We start from the raw sequence: 23237 nt of genomic DNA, 5'->3' as shown, positions 1-23237 counted from the left end.
CATGAAGGTCATCGTCCTCGGCGCCGGCATCATCGGCATCCACACCGCCTGGTATCTGCTGGACCAGGGTCACGATGTCGTCGTCGTCGACCGCCAGCCCGATGCGGCGCTGGAAACCAGCTTCGCCAACGGCGCCCAGATCTCGGTCTGCTTCTGCGAGCCCTGGGCCAACGCCGGCGCGCCGTTCAAGGTCGCCAAGTGGCTGCTGAAGGACGACGCGCCGCTGCTGTTCCGCCCGCGGCTGGATCCGGCGCAATGGCGCTGGGGCCTGTCCTTCCTGGGCCAGTGCACGACGGCCGCGTTCGAGCGCAACGTCGAGCAGCTCGTGCGCCTGGGCCGCTACAGCCACGAGTCGCTGCAGTCGCTCGTCGCGGAGACGGGCATCGAGTACAACCGCCTTCAAAAGGGCATCCTGCACTTCTTCGGCAGCGAGGCCGACTTCGAGGCCGGCGCGCAAGGCGCCGAGATCATGCGCCGCCACGGCGTCGACCGCCGCGTGCTGAGCCGCGACGAGGTCCTGGCGATCGAGCCCGCGCTGCGCTCGGCGCAGCACGCGGTGTTCGGCGGCACCTACACGCCGAGCGACGAATCCGGCGACGCCCGCGTCTTCACGCAGGCGCTGGCGAAACTGGCCGAGAAGCGCGGCGCGCAGTTCCTGTGGAACCACGACATCGTGACGCTGCAGCCGCAGGGCGGCGCACAAGGCAACGAGATCGCCGGCGTGCAGATCCAGTCGCGCGAGACCGGCCAGACGCAATGGCTGAAGGGCGACGCCTACGTCGTGGCGCTGGCGTCGTACGCGCCGGCCCTGACGAAGTCGCTGGGCGAGCACCTCAACATCTATCCGGCCAAGGGCTACTCGGCCACGCTGCGGCTGAAGAAGCCCGAGCAGGCGAGCACCGTCAGCCTGCTGGACGACGCCCGCAAGATCGCGATCTCCCGCCTGGGCGACTTCGTCCGCATCGCCGGCACCGCCGAGCTGGTGGGCCTGGACACCAGCCTGGACAGCCCGACCTCCAAGGTCCGCTGCGAGTCGCTGGTGCGCCGCTACGAGGAACTGTTCCCCGGCGTGGCCGACCTCTCCGAGCCCAACTTCTGGACCGGCCTGCGCCCGAGCACGCCGACCAACGTGCCCTACATCGGCCGCAGCCAGAAGGCGTCCAACCTGTGGATCAACGCCGGGCACGGTACGCTGGGCTGGACGCACGGGGCGGGCTCGGGCCGCGCGCTGGCGGAATTGATGAGCGGCCAACGTCCGGAGCTGGACTTCGGCTTCTACGGCGACGTGTTGCCCGCCAAGGCGGCGCGCAAGCTGCAACCGGCCTGATCCGGTCGAACTCCTCCCGGCGTCATCGGGGCGCCGGAACCCCGAATCCAGGGCGCGGCTAGAATCCGCGCCCTTTTCGCATTTCCGCCGCGCCGCCATGTCCTCATCGCTTTCCGACCTGCCGCGCGATTTCTGCGCCATCGACTTCGGCACCTCCAACTCGGCCGTCGCCGTGCCCGACATCGAGCGGCCCGGCGCGATGCGCCTGGTGCCGCTCGAAGACGGCAAGGTGACCATGCCGACGGCGGTCTTCTACTTCGCCGAGGGTCGCCACGACGCCGACGGTCCGCCGCGCGCCTTCGGCCGCGCGGCCATGAGCGCCTACGTCGAGGGCACCGACGGGCGTCTGATGCGCTCGATGAAAAGCATCCTCGGCTCCAGCCTGATCGACCAGGTGACGGACGTCGGCGGCGGCCGCGGCGTGAAGTACATCGACATGCTCAGCGGCTACCTGAAGCGCCTGCGCAAGCAGGCCGGCGCGGCCGACGCGAAGGGCCACGAGCCGCGCCGCGTCGTGCTGGGCCGGCCGGTCTACTTCGTCGACGGCGAGCCCGAGCGCGACGCCGCGGCGCAGGCCTCGCTGGCCGCGGCCGCGCGGGCGGTGGGCTTCGACGACGTGCACTTCCAGTTCGAGCCGATCGCGGCCGCGTTCGACTTCGAACAGCACGCCGACCGCGAGCAGCTCGTGCTGGTGGCCGACATCGGCGGCGGCACCTCGGACTTCTCGATCGTGCGCGTCGGGCCCGACCGCGCGAAGCGGCTGGACCGCCGCGACGACATCCTCGCCGCCCACGGCGTGCACATCGCCGGCACCGACTTCGACCGCCACATCGAGCTGACCGGCATCCTGCGTGAATTCGGCTATCGCGCGCTCGGTCCGGCCAAGATGGGCCAGACCCCGCGCGAGGTGCCCAGCGGCGTCTACTTCGACCTCGCGACCTGGCACCTGATCAATACCTGCTACAGCCCGCAGCGCGTGCTGGAGCTGCGCAACATGAAGGGCTTCTACGGCGATCCGCGCCATCACCAGCGGCTGATGACGGTGCTCGACGAGCGGCTCGGCCATGAGCTCGCCAATCGCGCGGAAGACGCCAAGATCGAAGTCGCCGGCGGCGGCGACTGCGTGATCGACCTGCAGCTGATCGAGTCCGGCCTGACGGTGCCCCTGTCGGAAGCCGTGGCGCTGGAATCGCTGCGCGGCGACATCGAGCGCATCGCGCAGGCGGGCCTCGAGACGGTCGAGCGCGCGGGGCTGAAGCCGTCGGACATCGACGCGCTGTACTTCACCGGCGGCTCGACGGGCCTGACCGTGCTGGCCGACCGCATCGCGGCGGACTACCCCGACGCCAAGACGGTGCGCGGCGACCGTTTCGCCTCGGTCGCGACCGGATTGGGCCTGCATGCGGCGCGTCTGTTCGCTGCGTGATCCGGGCGTGAAGCCGCGGGGCTGAAACCTCGGGATCACCCGGGGGGTTGACGTCGGACATCGGGGGAGGGCGCTGCTAGATTGCCGCCTTCCACTGCTTCACGGTGCCGACACATGCCCACCCCTCGCGCCTCGTCGCTGATCCCGCTGACCCTGTCCCTGTCCGCCGCGTTCGGCGGGTTCTCCGCGATCGCGGCGCCGGCCGATGAGGCGGCGTCCACGTCGGCGCCGACCTCGGCGCTGACGTCCGCCGCGACCCTCGCGCAGATCTACCAGCAGCCGTCCGAGGCGATCCGCGCGGTGCTCGATGCCAAGGCCCTGCCGGTCTATCAGGTCTCGCCGGACCAGCGCACGCTGGCCATCGTCGTCAACCGCAAGTCGCGCGCGATCGCCGAGCTCGCCCGTCCCGTGTTGCGCCAGGCCGGCCTGCGCTACGACCCGGCGACCGACAGCCCGCAGTTGATCGTCACGATCGAGTCGCTGTCGCTGCGCCCGCTTCAGAACGGCGCCGAGGGTGTTGCATGTCCTGTCGTGCTGCCCGCCGGCGGCGCCTTCCATCACCTGCGCTTCTCGCCGGACGGCAAGCGCTTCCTGCTGAACCGGCGCACCGACACGGCCGTCGAGCTGTGGGTGGGCGACGTCGCGACGGGCAAGCTCAAGGCCGTGCCCAGGCTCAAGCTGCACACGATGCTCGAGAACGACGTCGTGTGGCTCAACGACCATGAACTCGTCACGCTGACGGTGCCGGCCAAGCGCGGTCCGGCACCGACCTTCGCCGCGCCCTCGGGCCCGTCCATCCAGGAATCCATCGCGCGCAACTCGCCGGAGCGCACCCAGCAGGACCTGCTGACCAACGCGCAGGAGGCAGCCGTCTTCGCGCATCACGCGACCTCGCAGCTGGCGCGCATCGACCTGAACACCGGCGCGGTGCGTCCGGTCGGCGAGCCGGGCCTCTTCAGCCATCTCGAAGCTCTGGGTACGCCGGGTCAGGTCTTGACGATGCGGCTGCTGCCGCCCTTCAGCTACCAGGTCGGCTGGGACGACTTCGCCGCGCAGGCCGAAGTCCGCGGCGTCGACGGCAAGGTCGCGACGATCGGCAAGGTGAAGCTGAAGGAGGGCGTGCCGGTCGAAGGCGTGATCACGGGACCGCGCAACTTCTTCGCCTCACCCGGCGCGGACGGCGCGGTCTACTGGGTCGAAGCGCTGGACGGCGGCGACAACCGCGCGCAGGTGCCCCATCGCGACCGGCTGATGCGCCTGGACGCCCCCTACACCGGCGAGGCGCGCGAGGTGCATCGCGTGCCGCAGCGGCTGTCGCGCCTGGAGTTCCTCGAAGGCGGCAGGCAGGCGCTGGTCCAGGACTTCGACCTGACGAAGATGCGCACGTCGACGGAACTGGTGGCGACGGACGGCGCGTCCCCGGCCCAGCGGCTGATCGAACGCTCCGTGCGCGATCGCTACCGCGATCCGGGCACACCGGTGCATCGCATGCAGCCGACGGGACGCGCCGTGGTGCGCCTGGACGGCGACGCGATCTGGTACTTCGGAACGGGGGCGAGCCCGGAGGGCGACAAGCCCTTCATCGACCGGCTCGTGCTGGCGGGCAACAGGAAGACGCGGGTGTTCCAGTCCGGGTCCGAAGCCAACGGTGGCGACAGCGCGCATTACGAGCGCCCGCTGGCCGTGCTCGACACCGGAGGCGCCAGCGTCCTGACGGTGCGCGAGAGCGTCAGCGAGCCCGGCAACGTGATGCTGCGCGGCGGCGCTGCGCTCGCGACGGCGCAGGCGCTGACCGACGCGAAGGACCCGTCGCCGCAGCTGCGCGACATCCAGCGCGAGTTCGTCCGCTTCAAGCGCGCGGACGGCGTGGAGCTGTCGTTCTGGCTCTACAAGCCGCCGGGCTACAAGGCGGGCGAGCGCCGTCCGACCTTCGTCTGGGCCTACCCGCTGGAGTACACCGACGCGTCGACCGCGGGTCAGGTGAGCGGCTCCGGCAACCGCTTCAACAGCTTCGCGGCGACCAGCCCGCTGATGCTGCTGCTGGACGGCTACGTGGTGCTGATGGACGCGACGATGCCGGTGGTCGGCGATCCGAAGACGGTGAACGACAGCTTCATCGCGCAGATCACGGCCAACGCGCAGGCGGTCATCGACAAGGCCGTGGAGCTGGGCGTCAGCGACCGGGAGCACATGGTCGTCGGCGGGCACAGCTACGGCGCGTTCATGACGGCCAACCTGCTGGCGCACACCCACCTGTTCAAGGCGGGCATCGCGCGCAGCGGCGCGTACAACCGCAGCCTGACGCCCTTCGGTTTCCAGAGCGAGCGCCGCACCTACTGGGACGCACAGGACGTCTACCAGAAGCTCTCGCCGTTCAACTACGCCGACAAGCTCAAGGAGCCGCTGCTGCTGATCCACGGCGAGGCGGACAACAACTCCGGCACCTTCCCGATCCAGAGCGCGCGGCTGTACCAGGCGCTGGCGGGCACGGGGGGCTCGGTGCGCTACGTGACGCTGCCGTTCGAGTCGCACGGCTATTCGGCGCGCGAGTCGGTCGGTCACACGCTCTGGGAGATGAGCGAATGGATGAAGCGCCAGGTCGGACCTGGCGCGGCGATTCCCCAGCCCTGAAGGCCTCAGCGCAGGCGACGCGGCGGCGGACCGCCGCGGCCGCCCGGACCACCGCGGTGGCCGCCGGGCCGTTGCGGCTTGGGCGCCGGGATCGGCCGGGACACGTCAGCCAGCAGCAGGCTGGCGCGGACGAGGCTCTCGACCGCGTCGTCGAGCTCTTCCGGCGGCTCCAGGCTTTCGATCTCCACGAGCAGCGCCTCGGCGTCCTCGAGGTCGTCGGGATCCAGATGCATGTAGAGCTGGGCGAGCGGCTCGGTGAGCTCGGTCTCGTCCAGGTTCATCAGCGCAGGGAACAGGTCCGCGGCGAGCGCGAAGCCGGCCACCCAGGGCAGGACGGTCTCGGAAGCCGACGCGTCCTCGTCGAGTTCGAAGACCCAGGGATCGAACCACTGGCGATCATTGATCGCCAGCCGGAGGTCGTGCTCGCGACGCTGGACGAGCTGCAGCAGCGGCCGCGCGTCGTAGCGGGCGGGCGCAGGCCGGCCTTCCTCGGAATCGAGCACCCAGCGCCACCAGTCGGACAACGGCACGGGCTTGGGCTGCAGGATCACCGCGACGAGGAAGCCGTCCAGCATCGAGACGTCGAGCGGCTCCAGTGGCGCGGGGACCTCGTCGAGCAGCGATTGCAGCTCTTCGAGATCGGCATCGCTCCAGGCTTCAGGCGGCGCGGGGGGCACCGCCGCGGCGGACGGCGTGGACGTGCCCGAAGGAGCGAATCCCTGCTGGGGCCGTGGACCGCGCGCCGGCGTCCCGGTCTTGGCGGGGCCCCCGGAAGTCTTGGGGGCGGGCCGGCGAGGCGCGGACTTGTTGGGGTGCTTGGGCGCGGTCATGGGGGGCGATTATCCGGTCGGCCTGTTCGTACCGCCGCATCCCACGGCTTCTGTTCGCCACCGCACCAAAGCCATGAGGCGAAGGAGGTGGGGGCGTACGGTTTTCCGTAATGCGGAGTGCCTCTTACGCCTGCTCACCATTTTGCGCACGTATCCCACCTTGAGGGGATGCCGCCCGCTCAGGGTTCGCCCTAGAGTTGATCTCACGCCCTCCAACGGCGCGGCCACAAGGCCCCGGTGGACGGCACCGATCCCAACGACGTCCTTTCTAGGACTTGCAACGCCCGGTCAGCTCTGCTGGTCGGGCGTCCTTTTTTGCACGTCGAGAGGGGAGCGGCGAGTCTGCAGCCGTGTCTCGGTCGGTCCTTGCAAGATGCCCGGATGACCGCCGGGACGCGCGGAGAATCCGTCGCCATGATCCACGCTCCCGTCGCCCCGTCTATCCTCCAGTTCCAACGCGCTGAGTCCACGGACGTCGAGGCCCTGGTGGCCCTGCGCATTGCCGCCATGCGCGAAAGCCTGGAGCGCATCGGCCGCTTCGATCCCCAGCGTGCCCGCGAGCGTTTCCTGTCCAGCTTCGACCCGGCGCGCACCCGGCATATCGTCGTCGACGGACATCGCGTCGGCTTCGTCGTCACGACGCCGCAGGCGCAATGGCTGTCGCTGGATCACCTCTACATCGATCCGCCGAGCCAGGGTCACGGCATCGGCGCCGCCGTGCTGGCGGACGTCTTCGATGAATCGCGGCGGCTCGGCCTGCCGGTGCGGGTCGGCGCGCTGAAGCAGAGCGATTCGAATCGCTTCTACAAGCGCCATGGCTTCGAACTCGTCGAAGAGGGCGAGTTCGATTGCTACTACGTGAGGCCCGCCAGTCCCGTCATTGCCTTGAAGACATGGGACCTGCTGACCGATGCCGAAAGGCGGGCCGGGTCGACGCTGTCGGTCACCGATGAGCAGCTCGAATTCGCCGGCAGCGTCGAGCGCGCCATGCAGACCTGCGATGCCGATGCGGAGGGCAACGTGACCGGCTTGGCCATCCTCGACCGTCGGCAGGTCGTCGGCTTCCTGGTGCTCAAGCGCAGCGCGAGCCTGCCCCCCTGGGCGCACGCGTCGGATGCCGTCATCAGCGCCATGCGGATCGACCTCGCGCATCAGGGCAAGGGATTGGGCACCCTGGCGCTCCGCGCCGTCTTCGACTGGGTCCGCGAGCAATGGCCGGCGTCGACACGGCTGGTGCTCTCGGTCGACGAGGACAACGCACCCGGGCGACGCGCGTATGAGAAGGCCGGCTTCATCGACTCGGGGCTGAGGGAGCAGGGCCGCATCGGGTGGGTGCGGACCCTGGCCCGGACGATCGGGTAAAGCCGCCACGATCGGCGGCATCAAGACCTCAAGGGTCGGGCGTGTCCCGCCGCGGGGACCGGACGCGCAGGCAGGCTCAGACCTTGAGCGTGTCGCGGGCGACCTGGTCCACGCACTCTGCTGCGGCCTTGGCGAGATGGCTCTTCAGCAAGGCCGCCTTGTCCGCCAGCAACTCGTCGTAGGTCGGCGCGTTCTTGTCGTCGGATGGCACCGAACGGCAGCCGGCTTCCGCCACGACGGTCTTGGTCGCTGCATCGATCAGACGCACGCGCGCCGAGTACATGACGCGGTAGTGCGTCCAGTTCGTCGGGAAGTACAGGAACGACCAGTTGGTGGTCTGGACATCGAGCACGTAGTCTGCGCCCGGGTTGCTGGCAATGACGGAGGGCAGGTCGTTCTTGCTGGTGATGGCGGAGCCCGTGATCGCGGTCATGCCCTTGGCTGTCCCGAGGCGCGTCTGGAGATCCGCGGCGATGGACAGCGCGGGGTCGTCGATCGCGTTGTCCCGCACGATGGCGTTGCCCTCGGCGATCATGGCCACGGCGCCCAGGATGGCGAACGCCGCCTTGCCCGCGGTCATGGCGGTGAAGTCAGGCGTCGCGTACTTGGACGACACGACAGAGCGGCTCTGCAGCTTGGTCGACGAGTCGGCGGTGAGGGGGGCTTGATTGACGCTGACGCAGCCAGTGAGTGCGAATGCGGCCGCAAGGGTCAGGGTGAGACGGGGATGTTGCATGAATCCTTCCTCCTTCGTTTTGGACGGCGGAGTTTAGGAAGCGTGGGCGGAACGTTCGATGGTGGATCCCCCAATCGCGGGTCTGCCGGCGGGCTTCGGTCGGCCCGCAACGGCGTCGGCTGTTCGCCATCTCGGCATCCACGCACCGGCCATCCAGACCTCAGCCGCCTGGAGGGGGCGATTAAAGAATCGATGTCCGACGGTCGCCTTCACGTCCGTGGGCGCCCGGCACACGCATCGGCCGCCGCCGTGATCCCTTCGGCTCACGGACCTGATTGGGAACAGACATGGACACGACATTCGAGGACGCGGCCATCGCCGCTCCGGCCGCCACTTCCGGCACCTTCCGCGACGCCCGGCATCTGATGGAGGACGTCGCCGGGCGCCTGCGCGACAGCCTCGCGCGGACCGAGACGGACCTCGCCGCCCTGCTGCATCTGAACGAACGCGCGGAATCGGAGCGCGACGAATTGCAGTCGCATCTGGACCAGGTCGCCGCCGCGCGTGACGAGGCGCTCTCCCGCGTCGCCGAGCGCGACGCGAGCATCGAGCGCCTCACCATCGAACTGCGCCACGCGCGCGACATCGCTTCCGATGCGCTGGTCGGCAAGGCCAAGGACCAGCTCGCGATCGCGGGCAAGGACTCGCAGCTCGTCGACCTCCGTCAGCAGCTCGAGCGCCAGGTGGCGGCTTCCGCCGTGGAGTCCGACAGGCGCCTCGCCGCCGAGATGGAGCTCGTCGGCGCCACCACGGCCCGTGACAACTTCGCCGCGGAGATCGCCGACCTGCGTGCGCGACTGGATGGCCTTTCGGGCATCGTCGCCGCGGTCAATACCCCTCGCGCATGACCCCCTTGAGGTGGTCGATCAGCAGGCGCACCCCCTGCGGGGTGTGGCTGCTCCACGGGTGGATCGCGTAGATCGCGTCGCCGAAGAAGCCGACCGCGCGCCAATCGGGCAGCACCTCGACCAGCCGCCCCTCCCGCATCGCGTCCCGCGCGCTGAAGTCCGGCAACAGCGCGATGCCGAGGCCCGACAGCGCGCCGTCCCGAAGCACCTCGCTGTTGCTCGCGCGGAAATTCCCTTGCACCGGCACACGGATGCGCTCGGGCTCCGCGTCGCCCGAAGCGCGCTCGAAGAACCACTGCGCCGGTCCCGGACGCAGGTACGGCAGGCAGCGGTGCTGCGCCAGCTCCGCGGGATGCTGCGGAACGCCGGCCCGCTCCAGGTAGGCCGGACTCGCCGTCAACAGCGCCCGTGACGCGCAGAGCCTGAACGCCACATGCGTCTCCGGCGGCGCGCTCGTGTGCCGGACCGCCAGGTCGAAACCCTCCTGCGCCAGCGGCACCAGCCGGTCCGACAGGTCGAGCTCGATCCGCAACTCCGGATATCGATCGAAGAACGCCGGCAGCGACGGGGCCACGTGTTGCCTGCCGAGTGCGACCGGCGCCGTCACGCGCAGCAGCCCTCGCGGCGCGCCGGCCGCCTCGCGTGCTTCGCTGAGACTGCGGTTCAGCAGCAGGAGACCCGGCTCCGCCTGCTCGACGAGGCGCAGCCCCGCCTCGCTGAGGCGCACCGAGCGCGTCGTGCGCTGCACCAGCTGCTGATCGAGGTGGCGTTCCAGCTCCGCCACCCGCTGGCTGATCGCGGCCTTCGACAGACCCAGCCGCTGCGCCGCCTTGGTGAAGCTACCGAGCCGGGCCACCGCGATCAAGGCCTGCAGCTGCGACCACAGGAGCTCGTCGCGCGCGTCCCCCCGCAGGGTCGAGGGAGGGTCGAGTTCCGAGGGGATCGAGGGGGTGGATGCTGCAGGACGCTTGGCGCGGTTGGGCGAGGCGGTGGGTGACGAGGTGGGGGCGCGGCGGGTCATGATTGTTCAGTTTATCGAACAATGTGATCGACGATCTGGGCTAGGCAGGCGCGAGGGGGATGCCTAGACTGGATCGCATCCCCAAGAAGCAGGAGACCGCCATGAGCTCGACCGCCAACGCCCCCGCCGCGTTCACTGACAGCGCCGACATCACCCACTTCATCGCGGGTGAGCGTCACCCGGCGACGTCGGGTCGCAGCCAGGCGGTGTTCAATCCCGCCACCGGTCAGGTCGCGCGCCAGCTCCAGCTTGGCAACGTCGAGGACGTGAACACCGCCGTCGCCGCGGCGCAGGCGGCGTTCCCTGCGTGGGCGGATGCGCCGCCGCTGCGCCGGGCGCGCGTGATGTTCAAGTTCCTCGAGCTGCTGAACCAGCATCGCGACCGCCTCGCCGCGAAGATCACCGCCGAGCACGGCAAGGTCTTCACCGACGCGCAGGGCGAGGTCAGCCGCGGCATCGACGTCGTCGAGTTCGCCTGCGGCGTGCCGCAACTGCTCAAGGGCGACTTCACCGAGCAGGTCTCCACCGGCATCGACAACTGGACCACGCGCCAGCCGCTGGGCGTGGTCGCCGGCATCACGCCGTTCAACTTCCCGTTCATGGTCCCGATGTGGATGGCGCCGCTGGCCGTCGCCACCGGCAATGCCTTCATCCTCAAGCCCAGCGAACGCGATCCGTCGGCCAGCCTCGCCATCGCCGAACTCTTCAAGCAGGCCGGCCTGCCCGACGGCATCTTCCAGGTCGTGCAGGGCGACAAGCAGGTCGTCGACGCGCTGCTGCACCACCCGGACGTGCGGGCGCTGAGCTTCGTCGGCTCCACGCCGATCGCGCAGTACATCTACGAGACGGGCGCGCGCAACGGCAAGCGTGTGCAGGCGCTAGGCGGCGCAAAGAACCACATGGTCGTCATGCCCGATGCCGACATCGACCAAGCGGTCGACGCGCTGATCGGCGCTGCCTACGGCTCGGCGGGCGAGCGTTGCATGGCGATCTCGGTTGCCGTGCTGGTGGGCGACGTCGGCGACCGCATCGTGCCGCTGCTGGCCGAGCGCGCGAAGGCGCTCAAGATCAAGAACGGCATGGCGCTCGACGCCGAGATGGGCCCGATCGTCACGCGCGAGGCGCGCGATCGCATCGAGGGCTGCATCGCCCATGGCGTCGAGGAAGGCGCGACGCTGGTGGTCGACGGCCGCGGGCATCGCGTCGACGGGCTGCCCGACGGCTTCTTCACCGGCGGCACGCTGTTCGATCACGTGAAGCCGACGATGCGCATCTACAAGGAAGAGATCTTCGGGCCGGTGCTCGCCTGCGTGCGGGTCAAGGACTTCGGCGAAGCGCTGGACCTCGTCAACGCGCACGAGTTCGGCAACGGCGTCGCCTGCTTCACCAGCGACGGCAACGTCGCGCGCGAGTTCGCGCGTCGGGTCCAGGTCGGGATGGTCGGCATCAACGTGCCCATCCCGGTGCCGATGGCGTGGCATGGTTTCGGCGGCTGGAAGAAGAGCCTCTTCGGCGACATGCACGCCTACGGCGAAGAGGGCGTGCGCTTCTACACCAAGCAGAAGAGCGTCATGCAGCGCTGGCCCGCCAGCATCGCCAAGGGCGCGGAGTTCGTGATGCCCACGAGCAAGTAAGCCGGCGGAACTCCCTCTCCCGCTTGCGGGAGAGGGCAGGGGTGAGGGCCGGCAGCCGTCGCACGCCGCCTGATCGGCTAACCTTGCCGGATGTTTCCGCACGGTGCTCCTTCTTCCGACCCGACTCCGGCGTCCGCCTTCGACGGCGTGCCGCTGAGCGAGCTGCTCGACCGCGCGCGCCTCGCGCAGCAGCAGGCGCGGCTGGCCGACGGCGTCGCGCTGGCCGATACGATCTGGCATCGCGCCGACGCGGAAGGTTTCATCAACGAGCAGGCCGAGGCCGGCAAGCTGCGCAGCTTCTTCCGGCTGCGCATGGGCGATCTGCCCGGCATGCTCGACGTCGGCGAGCGCGCGTTGCGCCTGATGCGTCCGCTGGGTGCGAGCCCCGCGATGTGCGAGCTGCTGCGCTGGATGAGCCTCGCCGCCTGCGAGCTCGGCGCCTACGAACAAGGCCTGGCCTGCGCGCATGAAGCGCTGAAGCTCGCCGCCGAGCTTGGCGACCTGCGCCTGCATGCGATCGCGCTGAACGGCCTCGGCGCCTGTTTCGAGCGCATGGGCGATCCCTGGCAGGCCGAGCGCCTGATGACCGAGGCGGCGGGCCTGCTCCGCACCAACCCCACGCCCTTCGAACGCGTGGTCACGCTCACCAACCTGTGCACGGTCGCGATCGGCGCGTACCACCTGCAGCGCGACGGCGCCGCGCCGGATCAGGCGGCGCGCACGCTCGAACGGGCGCTGGCGCTCGCCCGCGAGGCGCGTCCGCATTCGCTGCAGCTCGGCGACCGCTACGGCATCGCCCTGACCGCGTCCAACTTCGGCGAGGTGCTGCTGCTGATGGGGCGCCTCGATGAAGCCGAGCCGCTGCTGATCGAAGCCCGTGACGAATGCGAGCGTGCCGGCTTCCGGCTGCTGGACTGGCGGCTGCGCTGCATGCTGGCGGAACTGCAACTCGCGCGCGGCCAGGCCAGCATCGCCTGGCAGCAGCTGGAGGCGCTGCGCGCGGAGACCGAGCACGTCGCGACCGCCGATGCGTCGACCGCGTCCGCGTCCGCGACCCCGGTGCCGCACGACGTGCCATTGTTCCAGCGCGTGCGCCAGCATCAGGCCAGCTACCGTGCCGCGAAGGCGCTGGCGCTGCTCGGGCCGTCCTTGTTCCATCTCGAACAGGCGCGCACGCTGGAGCGTCGCCGCGCGGTCTCGCAGTTGATGGCGCAATCGCAGTACTTCGTCTCCCGCATGGAAGCGGAGTTCGCCGCCGATCCTGCGAGCGTCGCCGCGCGCGATGCGGCCGAGTTCAAGGATCCTCTCACGGGTCTGGGCAACCGCCGCTGCCTGGAAGCCCGCCTGCCGCCGCTGCTGCGCACGGCGGAGCAGGAGGACCGACCGCTGACCGTCGCGCTGATCGATGCCGACGGTCTGCGCAACATCAACGAGCGTCACGGCAGCGAGATCGGCGACCGCGTGCTGCAGGAGCTCGCCGACCTGCTGCGCGAGAACACGCGCGGCTCCGACCTGCTGCTGCGATGGAGCGGCGAGGAGTTCCTCGTCGTCTTCCCCGACACCATCGCGGATCGCGGCTTCGAAGTCTGCGAGCGCATCCGCGCCAGCGTCTCCGTGCACCCGTGGCAGGAACTCGCGCCGGGCCTGGACGTGACGCTCAGCATGGGCCTGGCGAGTGCGCCGCCCTACGCCACCGACCTGCTCATCGCGCGCGCCAACGCCGCCGTCGAGCGCGCCAAGCATCTGGGCCGCAACCGTGTCGCCCTGGCCTGAAGACCGCACACGGTGACAGGTCTTGCCCGAGGCCTCTCCAAAACTGTTTCTACAATGAGAACAGTTCTCATCTGACGGGTAAATCCCCGCTGATGGCCCACCCGCCAGCCTGATCTACCGCTCCTCCGCGCCTCGCAACGCCTGTTGCGCACGCCGCGCGATTCTGGAGCCGGTCCCGCAAGCCTCCGTCGTCCACCTCCCTCCCCGGGGCTGGTGCGCTTGCGCGCGCCGGTATGCGGGCTCGCGCCCGCTCGATCCTGCTCTTTCACATGTCACGCTCCTCCCGAACTCCCGTCGCGACCGCGGTCGCATTGCTCCTGTCCGCTGGCGCCGCCATGGCCCAGTCGATGTCGACGCCCGGCCACGATGCCGATGTGCCGGACGCCGAGTCCGCCGAAGCCGCCGCTGAATCCTCCAGCGCGGGCGGGACGCCCGCCGATCGCCGTCGCGCGCTGGATCGCGTGACCATCAGCGCCGCGCGCAAGAAGCTCGAGGGCGCGAGCACACGCCTGCCACTCACCGCGCGCGAGACGCCGCAGTCGATGAGCAGCCTCGACGCGAGCCGCATCGAGAACGAGACCCTGATCAGCATCAACGACGTGATGCAGAACATCACCGGCGTGAACGTGTCCTTCTACGACACGCAGCGTCCGCTGTACTTCGCGCGCGGTTTCCAGATCACCGATTTCCAGATCGACGGCGTGCCCACCTACAGCGGCGGCACGCAGCAGGAGTACGACACCGTCTTCTACTCGCGCATCGACGTCGTGCGCGGCGCCAACGGCCTGACCACCGGCGCGGGCATCCCGTCGGCGACGGTCAACATGATCCGCAAGCGGCCGGAGAAGGCGTTCTCCGCCTACGGCGGCCTGGTGATGGGCTCGGAGGATTTCCATCGCGTCGAAGCCGACCTCAACACGCCGGTCACCCGCGACGGCCGCGTGCGTGCGCGCCTGATCGCGTCGGCGCAGGAGAAGGACGGCTACCGCGATCGCCACAGCGAGACCAAGACCGCCTTCATGGCCACCCTCGAGGCGGACCTGACCGACAGCACCACGCTGACCCTCGGCTACCAGGACCAGAACAATGTGCCCAAGGGCCCGATCTGGGGCACGATCCCGCGCTTCGCGTCGGACGGCTCGCTGGCCGGCCTGCCGCGCGAGACCAGCTTCTCGCCGCCGTGGACGCGCTGGTCGCGCCACAACGGCACGAGCTACGCGCAGCTCGAGCAGAAGCTCGGCGGCGACTGGACCTTGAAGGCCATCGCCAATCACAGCGAGGGCAACACCTTCAGCCTGCGCACCTACGCCAGCGGTTATCCGGACCCGAAGACCGGCGCGGGACTGAAGCTGCTCGCCGCCGTCGGCAAGAGCTGGGAGAAGCGGGACAGCCTCGACCTCTACGCCTCAGGCACGCTGGAGCTGTTCGGTCGCAAGCACGACCTCGTGATCGGCGCCAACGGCGTGAAGACGACGACGACCACGCCGACGCTGACCTCGGTTGCCTCGTGGAGCTACAACATCCCCGACATCCGCAGCTGGGACGGCAACGCGCCCGCGCCCACCTTCAGCGCCACGGGCGCGAAGCGCATCGCCGAGACCGAGCAGAGCGGCGTCTTCGCGATGGGCCGCTGGAAAGTGCTGGAGCCGCTGTCGCTGATCACCGGCGCGCGGCTGAGCTACTGGAAGACCGGCACCGACGCGTTCAACGCGGCCGGCAACTTCACGGCCCGGACCGGCGCCTACAAGGTGACCGACGAGGTGTCGCCGTATGTCGGCGTCGTCTACGACATCACCGATGCGGTCTCGCTCTATGCGAGCTACACCGACCTGTTCAAGCCTCAGAACGTCAAGGACAAGAACGAGAACCTCCTCGCGCCGATCCGCGGCAGCAACACCGAGCTCGGGATCAAGGGGGAGTTCCTCGACAAGCGGCTGGCGGTGTCGGCCGCGGTGTTCGAGGCCAAGCAGGACAACTACGCGGTGCGCGATTCGTCGGTGCCGGACGGGACCTTGTCGGACGGCGGCTCGGCCTACATCGGCGTCAACGGCACCCAGACGAAGGGCTTCGAGTTCGACGTCGCGGGCCAGCTCGCGCCGGGCTGGACGCTGAATGCGGGCTACGCCAACACGCGGATCACGCGCAACGCGCTGGACCTGATCTACGCGAACCTGCCGCGCCACACGATGCAGCTCAGCACCAGCTACCGCCTGCGCGGCGCATGGGAACGGCTCACCATCGGCGCGGGCTTGAATGCCCAGAGCACGGTCACGGGTTCTGGCATCCCGCATCCGACGCTGGGCACGGTGACCGTCACGCAGGGCAGCTACGTGCTGCTGAACCTGCATGCCAACTACCAGTTGAACGATCACTTCAGTCTCGGCCTGTCGGTCCGCAACGCGCTCGACAAGACCTACTGGGCCAACCTCGACTATCCCAACTACGGGGATCCGCGCAGCGTGATGCTGAGCCTGCGCGGGCGGTTCTGAGGGAGCGGCTCAGTGCGCCGGCTTGGTCGCCGGCGCCGGCTCCAGCTCCACCGCCTGCACGACGTTGCGCCCCTGTCCCTTCGCGCGGTAGAGCGCCTGATCGGCGCGCTTGAGCACCTCGGCGGCGCTGGCGTCCTCGCGCGCGGATTCGGCGATGCCGAAGCTCGCCGTCAGGGGCCAGGCCTGACCCTCCCAGGTGAACGGATGCTCCGCCAGCAAGGTCCGCATCCGCTCCGCCACCAGCGCCGCGCCGGCGATGCCGGTGTCGGGCAGCAGCGCGCAGAACTCCTCGCCGCCCAGGCGGGCGAAGCGGTCCACCTCCCGCAGGCAGGACCGCAGCAGCGTGACGAGCGCCTTCAGCGCCGCGTCGCCGGCCGGATGGCCGAGCGAGTCGTTCAGGAGCTTGAACCGGTCCATGTCCAGCAGCACCAGCGCGTAGCCGTGGCCGCGCATCTGGCGGGAGTGCTCGAGGTCCACCGCCTCGGACAGGGCCCGGCGGTTGAGCGCATCGGTGAGCGGGTCGCGTTCGGTGAGGCGGCGGATCTCCAGCACCAGCTTCATCAGCAGCAGGAAGGCGATCCAGCCGTTGATCAGCAAGGCCAGCACCAGCGACGCCCACAACCAGCCGAGGTTGAAGGCGCTGGCGACGTCGATGTCCTCGGTGCGGCCCGGTGCGAGCGCCGCTTCCATCGGCCGCGACAGCAGCAGGACACCGACGATCACCAGCGGCGAGGCGAGCATCAGCGCCGCCCGCATGTGGAGCCCGCGCGCGCGCATCAGCCGCCACGCGTCCACCGCCGCCAGCAGCGAGAGCACGCACATCGTGCCGAAGAGGACCAGCTTGTGCGGCAGCGTCTGCGGTCCGGCCGTGAACAGCGCGGTGAGCAGGCCCACGCCGGCGACCACGAGCAGCGTCGCACGCCAAGGTGCCGGCCGGTCGCCCACCAGCGGGACCGTCACCCGGATGAGGCCGAAGGCCGCCACCGACAGGAAATCCGACCACCCGTAGTCCATGTGCGGCACCAGGCCCAGCGCCTCGTGCAGCAGGAAGGACGCCCCGAGCGCGCCGTTCGCGCCCGCGACGCTCACGCAGGCCCAGGGCGATTCGCGCAGGCCGACGGCCATCATCAGCCACACGGCGGCCGCGACGCCGAACAGCACCACCAGCGCGGCGATCAGCGAGACCGGATCGGCGACGGGCAGCATCAGGCGAACTCCGCCTCGCCGGCGGCGCGCAGCACGCGGTTGCGCCCGCGCGCCTTGGCCGCGTACATCGCGGCGTCGGCCCGCGTGAGCGCGCCGTGGCCGTGGGGGTCGCCCGGGCGCATCGTCGCGACGCCGAAGCTGGCGCTGATCGGCCAGAGCTTGTCGCCCCAGGCCAGCGGCTGCTTCTGCAGCAGGTCACGCAGCCGCTCCGCGACCAGCATCGCGCCTTCGAGGTCGGTGTCGGGCAGCAGCACCGCGAATTCCTCGCCGCCGAGGCGGCCGAAGCAGTCCGCGTCGCGCAGCGTCGCGCCGAGCACGGCCGACAGGTGCTGCAACGCGGCGTCGCCGCCCGCATGGCCCAGTTCGTCGTTGATGCGCTTGAAGTGGTCGACGTCCAGCATCAGCACGGCGCTGCGCCGGCCGCGGTCGGTCCGGGCCTGCATGCGGGCCAGGTGCTCCTCCAGCGCGCGGCGGTTGAGCAGGCCGGTCAACGCGTCGCGGCGCATGAGGTGGCGCACCCGCGCGATCAGGCGCTGGATGACGAGCGCGATCAGTCCCGTGGCCATGGTCACGTCCACGACCAGGATCAGCATGACCAGCGGCACGTTGACGCCCGGTCCCGCCAGGGCATACGCCGGAGGAAGCCAGCCGAGCAAGGTCGCCGTGCGCCAGAGGCAGACCGTGGCGAACGCGCCGAAGGGCAGGACCAGCACGCCGGTGAGCGCGATGCGGAAGCCCGCGCCGACGGCCACATCGCGCGCCGCCATCAGCGCCAGAACGCCGACGATGAAGTTGGAGAAGGCGCGCGCCCGGTCGGGGTCCGGATCGCCGGCCGTGCAGGCGACGGCGGCGAAGCCGAGCAGGACGATGCCCACGATGTCGCGGACGTTGTCGCGATCCCGGGTCAGCGCGCGGGCACCCGCGGTGAGGAAGCCGGCGGCGACGAGGTCCAGCGGCAGGCCGATCAGCCGCTCCATCGAGGCCGGCAGCGCGGGCCACCAGCTCAGCGCGAGCAGGCCGTGGTGTGCGGAGATCCGTCGCGACGCGCGGGGCGCGATGCGCAGCACATCGCCGAGCGCGAGCCAGACGACACACGCGACCGCGTCGATCACGGCGATCACCATCAGCAGCGTGGCGGTGTCGAGTGGCGGCATGCGGACCATCATCGCAAAGCGATGCCGCGCGCACAATCACGCCCATGACGAATGGTGTCCCTGACTCGGAGGGGGCCGGAGGCCCCGTGTTTGCCACGGCCGTGGCTGATCGCCCGATCACGCTGATCACCGGCGCCGGACGGGGCATCGGCGCGGCGACCGCGCTGCTGCTCGCCGCGCGGGGTCACGACCTGGCGCTCAACTACCGGCAGGACGACGCCGCCGCCGAGGCCATCGCGTCGCGCGTGCGGGCGCTGGGCCGGCGGGCCGAGACCATCCGCGCCGATGTCGGCGATCCGGATCAGGTCGCGGCGATGTTCGCGGCGGTCGATGCGCGGCTCGGCCGGCTCACCGGACTGGTGAACAACGCCGGCATGGTGGGGCGCATGGCCTCGCTGGCAGACCTGACCCCCGAGCGCATCCGGCGCGTCTTCGAGGTCAATGTCTTCGGGTTGATCTACTGCACGCAGCAGGCCGCCGCGCGGATGAGCACGGCGCGGGGCGGACGCGGCGGCGCGATCGTCAACCTGTCCTCGCGTGCGGCGCAGCGCGGATCGGCGAATCTCTATTCGGACTACGCCGCCAGCAAGGGCGCGGTGGACACGCTGACCCTGAGCCTGGGGCATGAGCTGATCGGGCAGGGCATCCGGGTCAACGGCGTGCGCCCCGGCGTCATCGAGACCGACATCCATGCCGACAGCCTGCCCGCGCAGGAGCTGCAGGCCCGTCTGGCGGAGGCGGCCCAGGGCATTCCGATCGGACGGCTCGGCCGCGCGGAGGAGATCGCCGAGGTCATCGCCTGGCTGATGTCCGACGCGGCCAGCTACACCGTCGGTGCGACGCTGGACGTGGCCGGCGGGCGCTGAGGCCCGCGCGGCCATCAGCGCCGTTCGACCAGGATAGGCGTCAGGGCCATCGACGTGCGGACGCGGTCCGCGGCGGCGCGGGCGTCCTCGCGGCTCGCGAACGGGCCGGCCTGCAGCCGGTGCAGGTTCTTGTCCTTGAAGATCGTCAGCATCGGCGCCAGTTCTTCCATGCCGCGCGTGAAGCGCTCGCGCAGCTGCTCGGCGCCTTCCATGCGCGAGAACGCGCCGAACTGCAGCCAGTAGCCCTGCGCCGCCGCGGCGATCTTCAGCGCGGGCACCGGGGCCTGCGAGTCGGTCGCGGCGATCGCGCCGGCGGTGGCGGCCGCCATCGCGTCGGCCTTGGTCTGGCCGGACGGCGGCAGATCGCTGCCGGGCGGCAGCGCGGTGATGGGAATGGGCGTCATGCCCGCGTCCGTCATTCCCGCTGTGGCGGTCGAGGGGGACGCGGAAGGCGTCGACGATGTCGCGGGCCGGTCCGCCTTGGCGACCGGCGGAATCACGGGCGTCGGCAGCGGCACCTGCGCCGGCACCGGCGTGACCGGCGGACGCATCTGCGCGGTGGTCGTCAGGTCGGGCGCGCCGCTGGGCGTGGCGGCGGCATACACCGGCGTGTCGGGGGCGACCTTCGGATCGGGCGAGAGCGTGTCGCGGTCGCGCGTCCACGCGCCGGTGCGGATGTCCTCGTAGGTGATGCGTTCGATCTCCACCGGCGCCACGCCGTTGAGCACGTCCAGCTTGAGCGCGGCCGTGTAGCTCAGATCGATGATGCGGCCCTTGTGGAACGGACCGCGGTCGTTGATGCGCACGATGATCTCGCGGCCGTTCTTCGGGTTGCGCACGCGGGCGTAGCTCGGGATCGGGATGGTCGCGTGCGCGGCGGTCATCGCGTACATGTTGTAGATCTCGCCGCTGGACGTCGGCTTGCCGTGGAACTTGCGGCCGTACCAGGACGCGAGTCCCTTCTGCACCAGCGGCTTGTCGTCGGCGATCGGCTCGTAGCGTTCGCCGAGCACCTCGTACGGCTTGTTGGGACCGCCCTTGCGGATGGATTCCAGCTTGGGCACGGCATCGGGGACCTTCTTCAGGTCGGGCGGGACGACGGCGTCGGGGCCGTCCCGGTCGGGCCAGGAGGAGACCTTGGAGCCGCCGGAGGAGGGTCGGTTGGAGGAGGGGCCAGGGCTGGCGCAGGCGGCCAGGATCAGGGCACACGTCAGGACGGTCAGGCGCTGACCGGCGGGGCGGGCTTCAAACATGGCCGCAACCCTAGCAATGCGGCGCGGATTTGCCAAGGTTATGCTGCGCGCACCCCTCTTTCCTTTCATGATCGTTTCGATCGTTACGTCCGCACCGTCATGAGCACCTACCTCTTCCCCCCAGCGCCGCAGGCCGCCGTGGCCGTGCGCGGCACCGACGCGCGTTACGCCGTCAGCCGCATCTTCTGCGTCGGCCGCAACTATGCCGCCCACGCCCGCGAGATGGGCAGCGACCCGGATCGCGAGCCGCCGTTCTACTTCACCAAGCCGGCCAGCGCGCTGGCGCCGTCGGGCGGCACCATCCCCTACGCGCCGGGCACGAAGAACCTGCACTATGAGATGGAGCTGGTGGTGGCGATCGGCAAGCCGGTGTTCAAGGCCACGCCCGAGCAGGCCGGCGATGCGGTCTGGGGCTACGCCGCCGGACTGGACATGACGCGCCGCGACCTGCAGAACGAGGCCAAGGCCATCGGCCGGCCGTGGGATCTGGGCAAGGGCTTCGAGCACTCGGCGGTGATCACCGAGCTGGTGCCGCGTTCGGAGCAGGGCGACCTGACGAAGGGCGCGATCACGCTGTCCGTGAACGGCGTGGAGAAGCAGCGCGGCGACCTGTCGGACATGATCTGGAGCATTCCGGAGCTGGTCGCCAACCTGTCGCAGTTCTATCACCTGGAACCGGGCGACCTGATCTACACGGGCACGCCGGAAGGGGTCGGTCCGGTGAAGCCGGGCGACAAGATCACCGGCGTGATCGAAGGCTTCGGCGAACTGTCGATCACGATCGGCGAGGCCGAGTAAACAGGTTCAACGAGCCAAGTTCAACGAGCGCAAGGCAGAGACCCGCGACGATGTTCGATCACAACGAGACCCTGGACGAGGCCCGCGCGCGCAACATCCGTGATGCGCTGTTCGAGGACATCGGCGTCAGCGACTGGACCGCGCGGCTGGTGCCGGCGGGCCGGCGCGTGACGGCGCATGTCCGCGTGCGCGAGGCGGCGGTGCTGTGCGGCCGCGACTGGTTCGAGGGCGTGTTCCTCGCGCTGGACGGTTCGTCTCGGATCGAGTGGTCGTATGAGGAAGGCGCCGACATGGCGCCCGACACGGTGGTCTGCCGCATCGAGGCCGAAGGCCGTTCGCTGCTGTCGGCCGAGCGCCCGGCGCTGAATTTCCTGCAGCTGCTGTCGGGCACGGCGACGACGACGCGCGCGCATGCGCGCGCGATCGAAGGCGCGAGCCCGAACCCGCGCGGCTGCGCGGTGCTGGACACGCGCAAGACGCTGCCCGGCCTGCGGCTGGCGCAGAAGTACGCGGTGCGCGTGGGCGGCGGGGCGAATCAACGCCTGGCCCTCTACGACGGGATCCTGATCAAGGAGAACCACATCGCCGCGGCCGGCGGTGTGACGCAGGCGCTGCAGCAGGCGCAGGCGCTGGAGGCCGGCGTGTCCATCCAGGTCGAGGTCGAGACCATCGAGCAGCTGCGCGAGGCCTTGAAGGCCGGCGCGGTCAGCGTGCTGCTGGACAACTTCAGCGAGCCGATGATGCGCGAGGCGGTGGCGATCGCCGGGGGTCAGGCCTTGCTGGAAGTCTCCGGCGGCGTGGCCCTCGACCAGCTGCGCTGGATCGCGGCGACGGGCGTCGACCGCATCTCGGTCGGACGCCTGACCAAGGACGCGAAGGCGGTCGACTACTCGATGCGGGTCGACGGCTGACGCTGACTCAGATATCAGCGACTCCTGCAATTCGGCGCCATATTCGGCGCCGAAGTTCTTTCAGACACTGAGTTCCTTCCCAACCGAAGGAGACAGTATTGATTGAAGTTTGCAACGATGAACACGTGCCCAATGCGAATGCGGGCGCGCTCCGCGACATCCTGAGCCGCTGGCCGGCCAGCATGGCGACACTGGTGCTCAACGAGGTCGAGTGCCGCCTGCGACTGATCGCCGAGCTTCGCGGCAAGCTCGATGTGGTGGGCGTCGATGAAGTCCACGAACTGCAACCGCTCGTCGCGCGCGGGTTGTGGATGTTTGGTCCGGAGTTCGAGTCGGCCGAGTTCACGGCGAACGCAGGCATGACGCGAGTGATCCGGAAGTTCCTCAAGGATCCGACGGCAGTCGGCTCCCGAAATCGCCCTGACTTCGTTGTGTTACCCGATAGCAGCATCGGGCTCTACGCCTGCCCGTCTTACGACGCCGTGCATGAGGTCAACGGCATCAAGCATCTCGCACTCATTGAACTGAAGACGACCGGCACGGAGATCGGGGATACCGAGCGGTCGCAGGTGGCGAAGTACGTGAAGGAGCTTCGGAATCACGGATGCTTCAAAGCTCACACGAAGATTGACTGCTATGTCCTCGGAGAGGGCATCCAACGCGGGGAAGAGGAGTTCTGGAACGCCGGGCCCCAGACCACGATCACGTTGATGCGCTACGACATCCTTCTCGAGAAGGCGGAGCGTCGACTGCTGAATCTTTACGAGAAGATCAAGCACGCTCCATTCTTGATGGATCAGGCGGAACTGTCCGAAGACGATGAGCGTCCTCACCCGTCTGCGATGGACAACATCGAAGCGCCGTGGCCGCATTGACGGCGAGGCAGGCACTGCGACAGTGCCCGCCACACCAAGCTTGTGCGCAACGGCGGTGCGCGGGTGTCGTTCTGGCTTGCATACAAGACAGATGAGC

The 23237-nt window shown here is 69.6% G+C and carries 18 protein-coding genes; 12 read left to right on the top strand and 6 right to left on the bottom strand.

Features of this window, described 5'->3' with window-relative positions; genetic code table 11:
• Position 1: 1 nt before the first annotated feature.
• The 3 genes from ABE85_RS22120 (at position 2) to ABE85_RS22110 (ending at position 5384) form a co-directional block, all read left to right on the top strand.
• Positions 2–1327, top strand: a complete 1326-nt coding sequence (locus tag ABE85_RS22120; RefSeq protein WP_067279826.1) for a D-amino acid dehydrogenase — start codon at positions 2–4, stop codon at positions 1325–1327.
• Between the two features lie 97 nt (positions 1328–1424).
• The gene (locus tag ABE85_RS22115) at positions 1425–2753 is read left to right on the top strand and encodes an Hsp70 family protein (protein WP_067279823.1); all 1329 of its coding nucleotides are present in this window, start codon (positions 1425–1427) and stop codon (positions 2751–2753) included.
• 114 nt (positions 2754–2867) lie between these two features.
• The gene (locus tag ABE85_RS22110) at positions 2868–5384 is read left to right on the top strand and encodes a S9 family peptidase (RefSeq protein ID WP_082938845.1); all 2517 of its coding nucleotides are present in this window, start codon (positions 2868–2870) and stop codon (positions 5382–5384) included.
• A 5-nt stretch (positions 5385–5389) separates the two neighbouring features.
• On the opposite strand, the gene ABE85_RS22105 is transcribed toward ABE85_RS22110, so the two are convergent.
• Positions 5390–6214 carry a YecA family protein gene (locus ABE85_RS22105; protein WP_082938844.1) on the bottom strand — a complete coding sequence of 275 codons (825 nt, stop codon included), beginning with the start codon at positions 6212–6214 and terminating at the stop codon, positions 5390–5392.
• Positions 6215–6628: 414 nt separating this feature from the next.
• On the opposite strand from ABE85_RS22105, the gene ABE85_RS28885 reads away from it, so the two are divergent.
• On the top strand, positions 6629–7576 hold the full coding sequence (locus ABE85_RS28885) for a GNAT family N-acetyltransferase (protein WP_157522773.1): 948 nt from the start codon (positions 6629–6631) through the stop codon (positions 7574–7576).
• 76 nt (positions 7577–7652) lie between these two features.
• Here ABE85_RS28885 and ABE85_RS22095 read toward each other — a convergent pair whose 3' ends face one another.
• Positions 7653–8312: a hypothetical protein gene (locus tag ABE85_RS22095; protein WP_067279817.1), complete on the bottom strand. Its 660-nt coding sequence runs from the start codon at positions 8310–8312 to the stop codon at positions 7653–7655.
• A gap of 287 nt (positions 8313–8599) precedes the next feature.
• On the opposite strand from ABE85_RS22095, the gene ABE85_RS22090 reads away from it, so the two are divergent.
• On the top strand, positions 8600–9160 hold the full coding sequence (locus tag ABE85_RS22090) for a hypothetical protein (protein ID WP_067279813.1): 561 nt from the start codon (positions 8600–8602) through the stop codon (positions 9158–9160).
• On the opposite strand, the gene ABE85_RS22085 is transcribed toward ABE85_RS22090, so the two are convergent.
• A complete protein-coding gene (locus ABE85_RS22085) occupies positions 9141–10181 on the bottom strand; it encodes a LysR family transcriptional regulator (RefSeq protein WP_082938843.1) in 1041 nt (346 codons plus the stop codon). The genes ABE85_RS22090 and ABE85_RS22085 overlap by 20 nt on opposite strands.
• A 101-nt stretch (positions 10182–10282) precedes the next feature.
• Here ABE85_RS22085 and ABE85_RS22080 point away from each other — a divergent pair, with 101 nt between their 5' ends.
• The 3 genes from ABE85_RS22080 (at position 10283) to ABE85_RS22070 (ending at position 16077) form a co-directional block, all read left to right on the top strand.
• Positions 10283–11815 carry a CoA-acylating methylmalonate-semialdehyde dehydrogenase gene (locus tag ABE85_RS22080; RefSeq protein WP_067279810.1) on the top strand — a complete coding sequence of 511 codons (1533 nt, stop codon included), beginning with the start codon at positions 10283–10285 and terminating at the stop codon, positions 11813–11815.
• A 90-nt stretch (positions 11816–11905) separates the two neighbouring features.
• A complete protein-coding gene (locus ABE85_RS22075; protein WP_082938842.1) occupies positions 11906–13588 on the top strand; it encodes a tetratricopeptide repeat-containing diguanylate cyclase in 1683 nt (560 codons plus the stop codon).
• Between the two features lie 335 nt (positions 13589–13923).
• A complete protein-coding gene (locus tag ABE85_RS22070; protein ID WP_231993158.1) occupies positions 13924–16077 on the top strand; it encodes a TonB-dependent siderophore receptor in 2154 nt (717 codons plus the stop codon).
• Between the two features lie 9 nt (positions 16078–16086).
• Here ABE85_RS22070 and ABE85_RS22065 read toward each other — a convergent pair whose 3' ends face one another.
• A complete protein-coding gene (locus ABE85_RS22065) occupies positions 16087–17283 on the bottom strand; it encodes a GGDEF domain-containing protein (protein WP_067279799.1) in 1197 nt (398 codons plus the stop codon).
• Positions 17283–18437 (bottom strand): diguanylate cyclase, encoded by a 1155-nt coding sequence (locus ABE85_RS22060; protein WP_197507115.1) that lies wholly within the window; start codon positions 18435–18437, stop codon positions 17283–17285. Before ABE85_RS22060 ends, ABE85_RS22065 begins: the two co-directional genes overlap by 1 nt.
• A gap of 44 nt (positions 18438–18481) precedes the next feature.
• Here ABE85_RS22060 and ABE85_RS22055 point away from each other — a divergent pair, with 44 nt between their 5' ends.
• Entirely contained in the window at positions 18482–19303 is an 822-nt protein-coding gene (locus ABE85_RS22055) for an SDR family oxidoreductase (protein WP_067279792.1), read from the top strand.
• Positions 19304–19317: 14 nt separating this feature from the next.
• Here ABE85_RS22055 and ABE85_RS22050 read toward each other — a convergent pair whose 3' ends face one another.
• Positions 19318–20556 carry a septal ring lytic transglycosylase RlpA family protein gene (locus ABE85_RS22050; protein ID WP_067279789.1) on the bottom strand — a complete coding sequence of 413 codons (1239 nt, stop codon included), beginning with the start codon at positions 20554–20556 and terminating at the stop codon, positions 19318–19320.
• A gap of 99 nt (positions 20557–20655) precedes the next feature.
• Here ABE85_RS22050 and ABE85_RS22045 point away from each other — a divergent pair, with 99 nt between their 5' ends.
• From ABE85_RS22045 to ABE85_RS22035, 3 genes are all read left to right on the top strand, one after another.
• Entirely contained in the window at positions 20656–21354 is a 699-nt protein-coding gene (locus ABE85_RS22045) for a fumarylacetoacetate hydrolase family protein (protein ID WP_067279786.1), read from the top strand.
• A gap of 50 nt (positions 21355–21404) precedes the next feature.
• Positions 21405–22265: a carboxylating nicotinate-nucleotide diphosphorylase gene (gene nadC / locus ABE85_RS22040; protein WP_067279782.1), complete on the top strand. Its 861-nt coding sequence runs from the start codon at positions 21405–21407 to the stop codon at positions 22263–22265.
• Positions 22266–22390: 125 nt separating this feature from the next.
• Positions 22391–23140, top strand: coding sequence for a hypothetical protein (locus ABE85_RS22035; RefSeq protein WP_067279779.1), 750 nt, complete (start codon positions 22391–22393; stop codon positions 23138–23140).
• Positions 23141–23237: the final 97 nt, after the last annotated feature.

The organism is Mitsuaria sp. 7, from assembly GCF_001653795.1.
Taxonomy (GTDB): domain Bacteria; phylum Pseudomonadota; class Gammaproteobacteria; order Burkholderiales; family Burkholderiaceae_C; genus Roseateles.
The sequence above is the reverse complement of the archived record's forward strand: the minus strand, read 5'-3'. Positions and strand labels throughout refer to the sequence as shown.

Coding starts and splice junctions, on each gene's coding strand:
- ABE85_RS28885 (WP_157522773.1), top strand. CDS start 6,629: ATGATCCACGCTCCCGTCGCCCCGTCTATCCTCCAGTTCCAACGCGCT.
- ABE85_RS22065 (WP_067279799.1), bottom strand. CDS start 17,283: ATGCTGCCCGTCGCCGATCCGGTCTCGCTGATCGCCGCGCTGGTGGTG.
- ABE85_RS22110 (WP_082938845.1), top strand. CDS start 2,868: ATGCCCACCCCTCGCGCCTCGTCGCTGATCCCGCTGACCCTGTCCCTG.
- ABE85_RS22095 (WP_067279817.1), bottom strand. CDS start 8,312: ATGCAACATCCCCGTCTCACCCTGACCCTTGCGGCCGCATTCGCACTC.
- ABE85_RS22070 (WP_231993158.1), top strand. CDS start 13,924: ATGGCCCAGTCGATGTCGACGCCCGGCCACGATGCCGATGTGCCGGAC.
- ABE85_RS22080 (WP_067279810.1), top strand. CDS start 10,283: ATGAGCTCGACCGCCAACGCCCCCGCCGCGTTCACTGACAGCGCCGAC.
- ABE85_RS22090 (WP_067279813.1), top strand. CDS start 8,600: ATGGACACGACATTCGAGGACGCGGCCATCGCCGCTCCGGCCGCCACT.
- ABE85_RS22060 (WP_197507115.1), bottom strand. CDS start 18,437: ATGCCGCCACTCGACACCGCCACGCTGCTGATGGTGATCGCCGTGATC.
- ABE85_RS22055 (WP_067279792.1), top strand. CDS start 18,482: ATGACGAATGGTGTCCCTGACTCGGAGGGGGCCGGAGGCCCCGTGTTT.
- ABE85_RS22105 (WP_082938844.1), bottom strand. CDS start 6,214: ATGACCGCGCCCAAGCACCCCAACAAGTCCGCGCCTCGCCGGCCCGCC.
- ABE85_RS22045 (WP_067279786.1), top strand. CDS start 20,656: ATGAGCACCTACCTCTTCCCCCCAGCGCCGCAGGCCGCCGTGGCCGTG.
- ABE85_RS22085 (WP_082938843.1), bottom strand. CDS start 10,181: ATGACCCGCCGCGCCCCCACCTCGTCACCCACCGCCTCGCCCAACCGC.
- nadC (WP_067279782.1), top strand. CDS start 21,405: ATGTTCGATCACAACGAGACCCTGGACGAGGCCCGCGCGCGCAACATC.
- ABE85_RS22120 (WP_067279826.1), top strand. CDS start 2: ATGAAGGTCATCGTCCTCGGCGCCGGCATCATCGGCATCCACACCGCC.
- ABE85_RS22115 (WP_067279823.1), top strand. CDS start 1,425: ATGTCCTCATCGCTTTCCGACCTGCCGCGCGATTTCTGCGCCATCGAC.
- ABE85_RS22050 (WP_067279789.1), bottom strand. CDS start 20,556: ATGTTTGAAGCCCGCCCCGCCGGTCAGCGCCTGACCGTCCTGACGTGT.
- ABE85_RS22075 (WP_082938842.1), top strand. CDS start 11,906: ATGTTTCCGCACGGTGCTCCTTCTTCCGACCCGACTCCGGCGTCCGCC.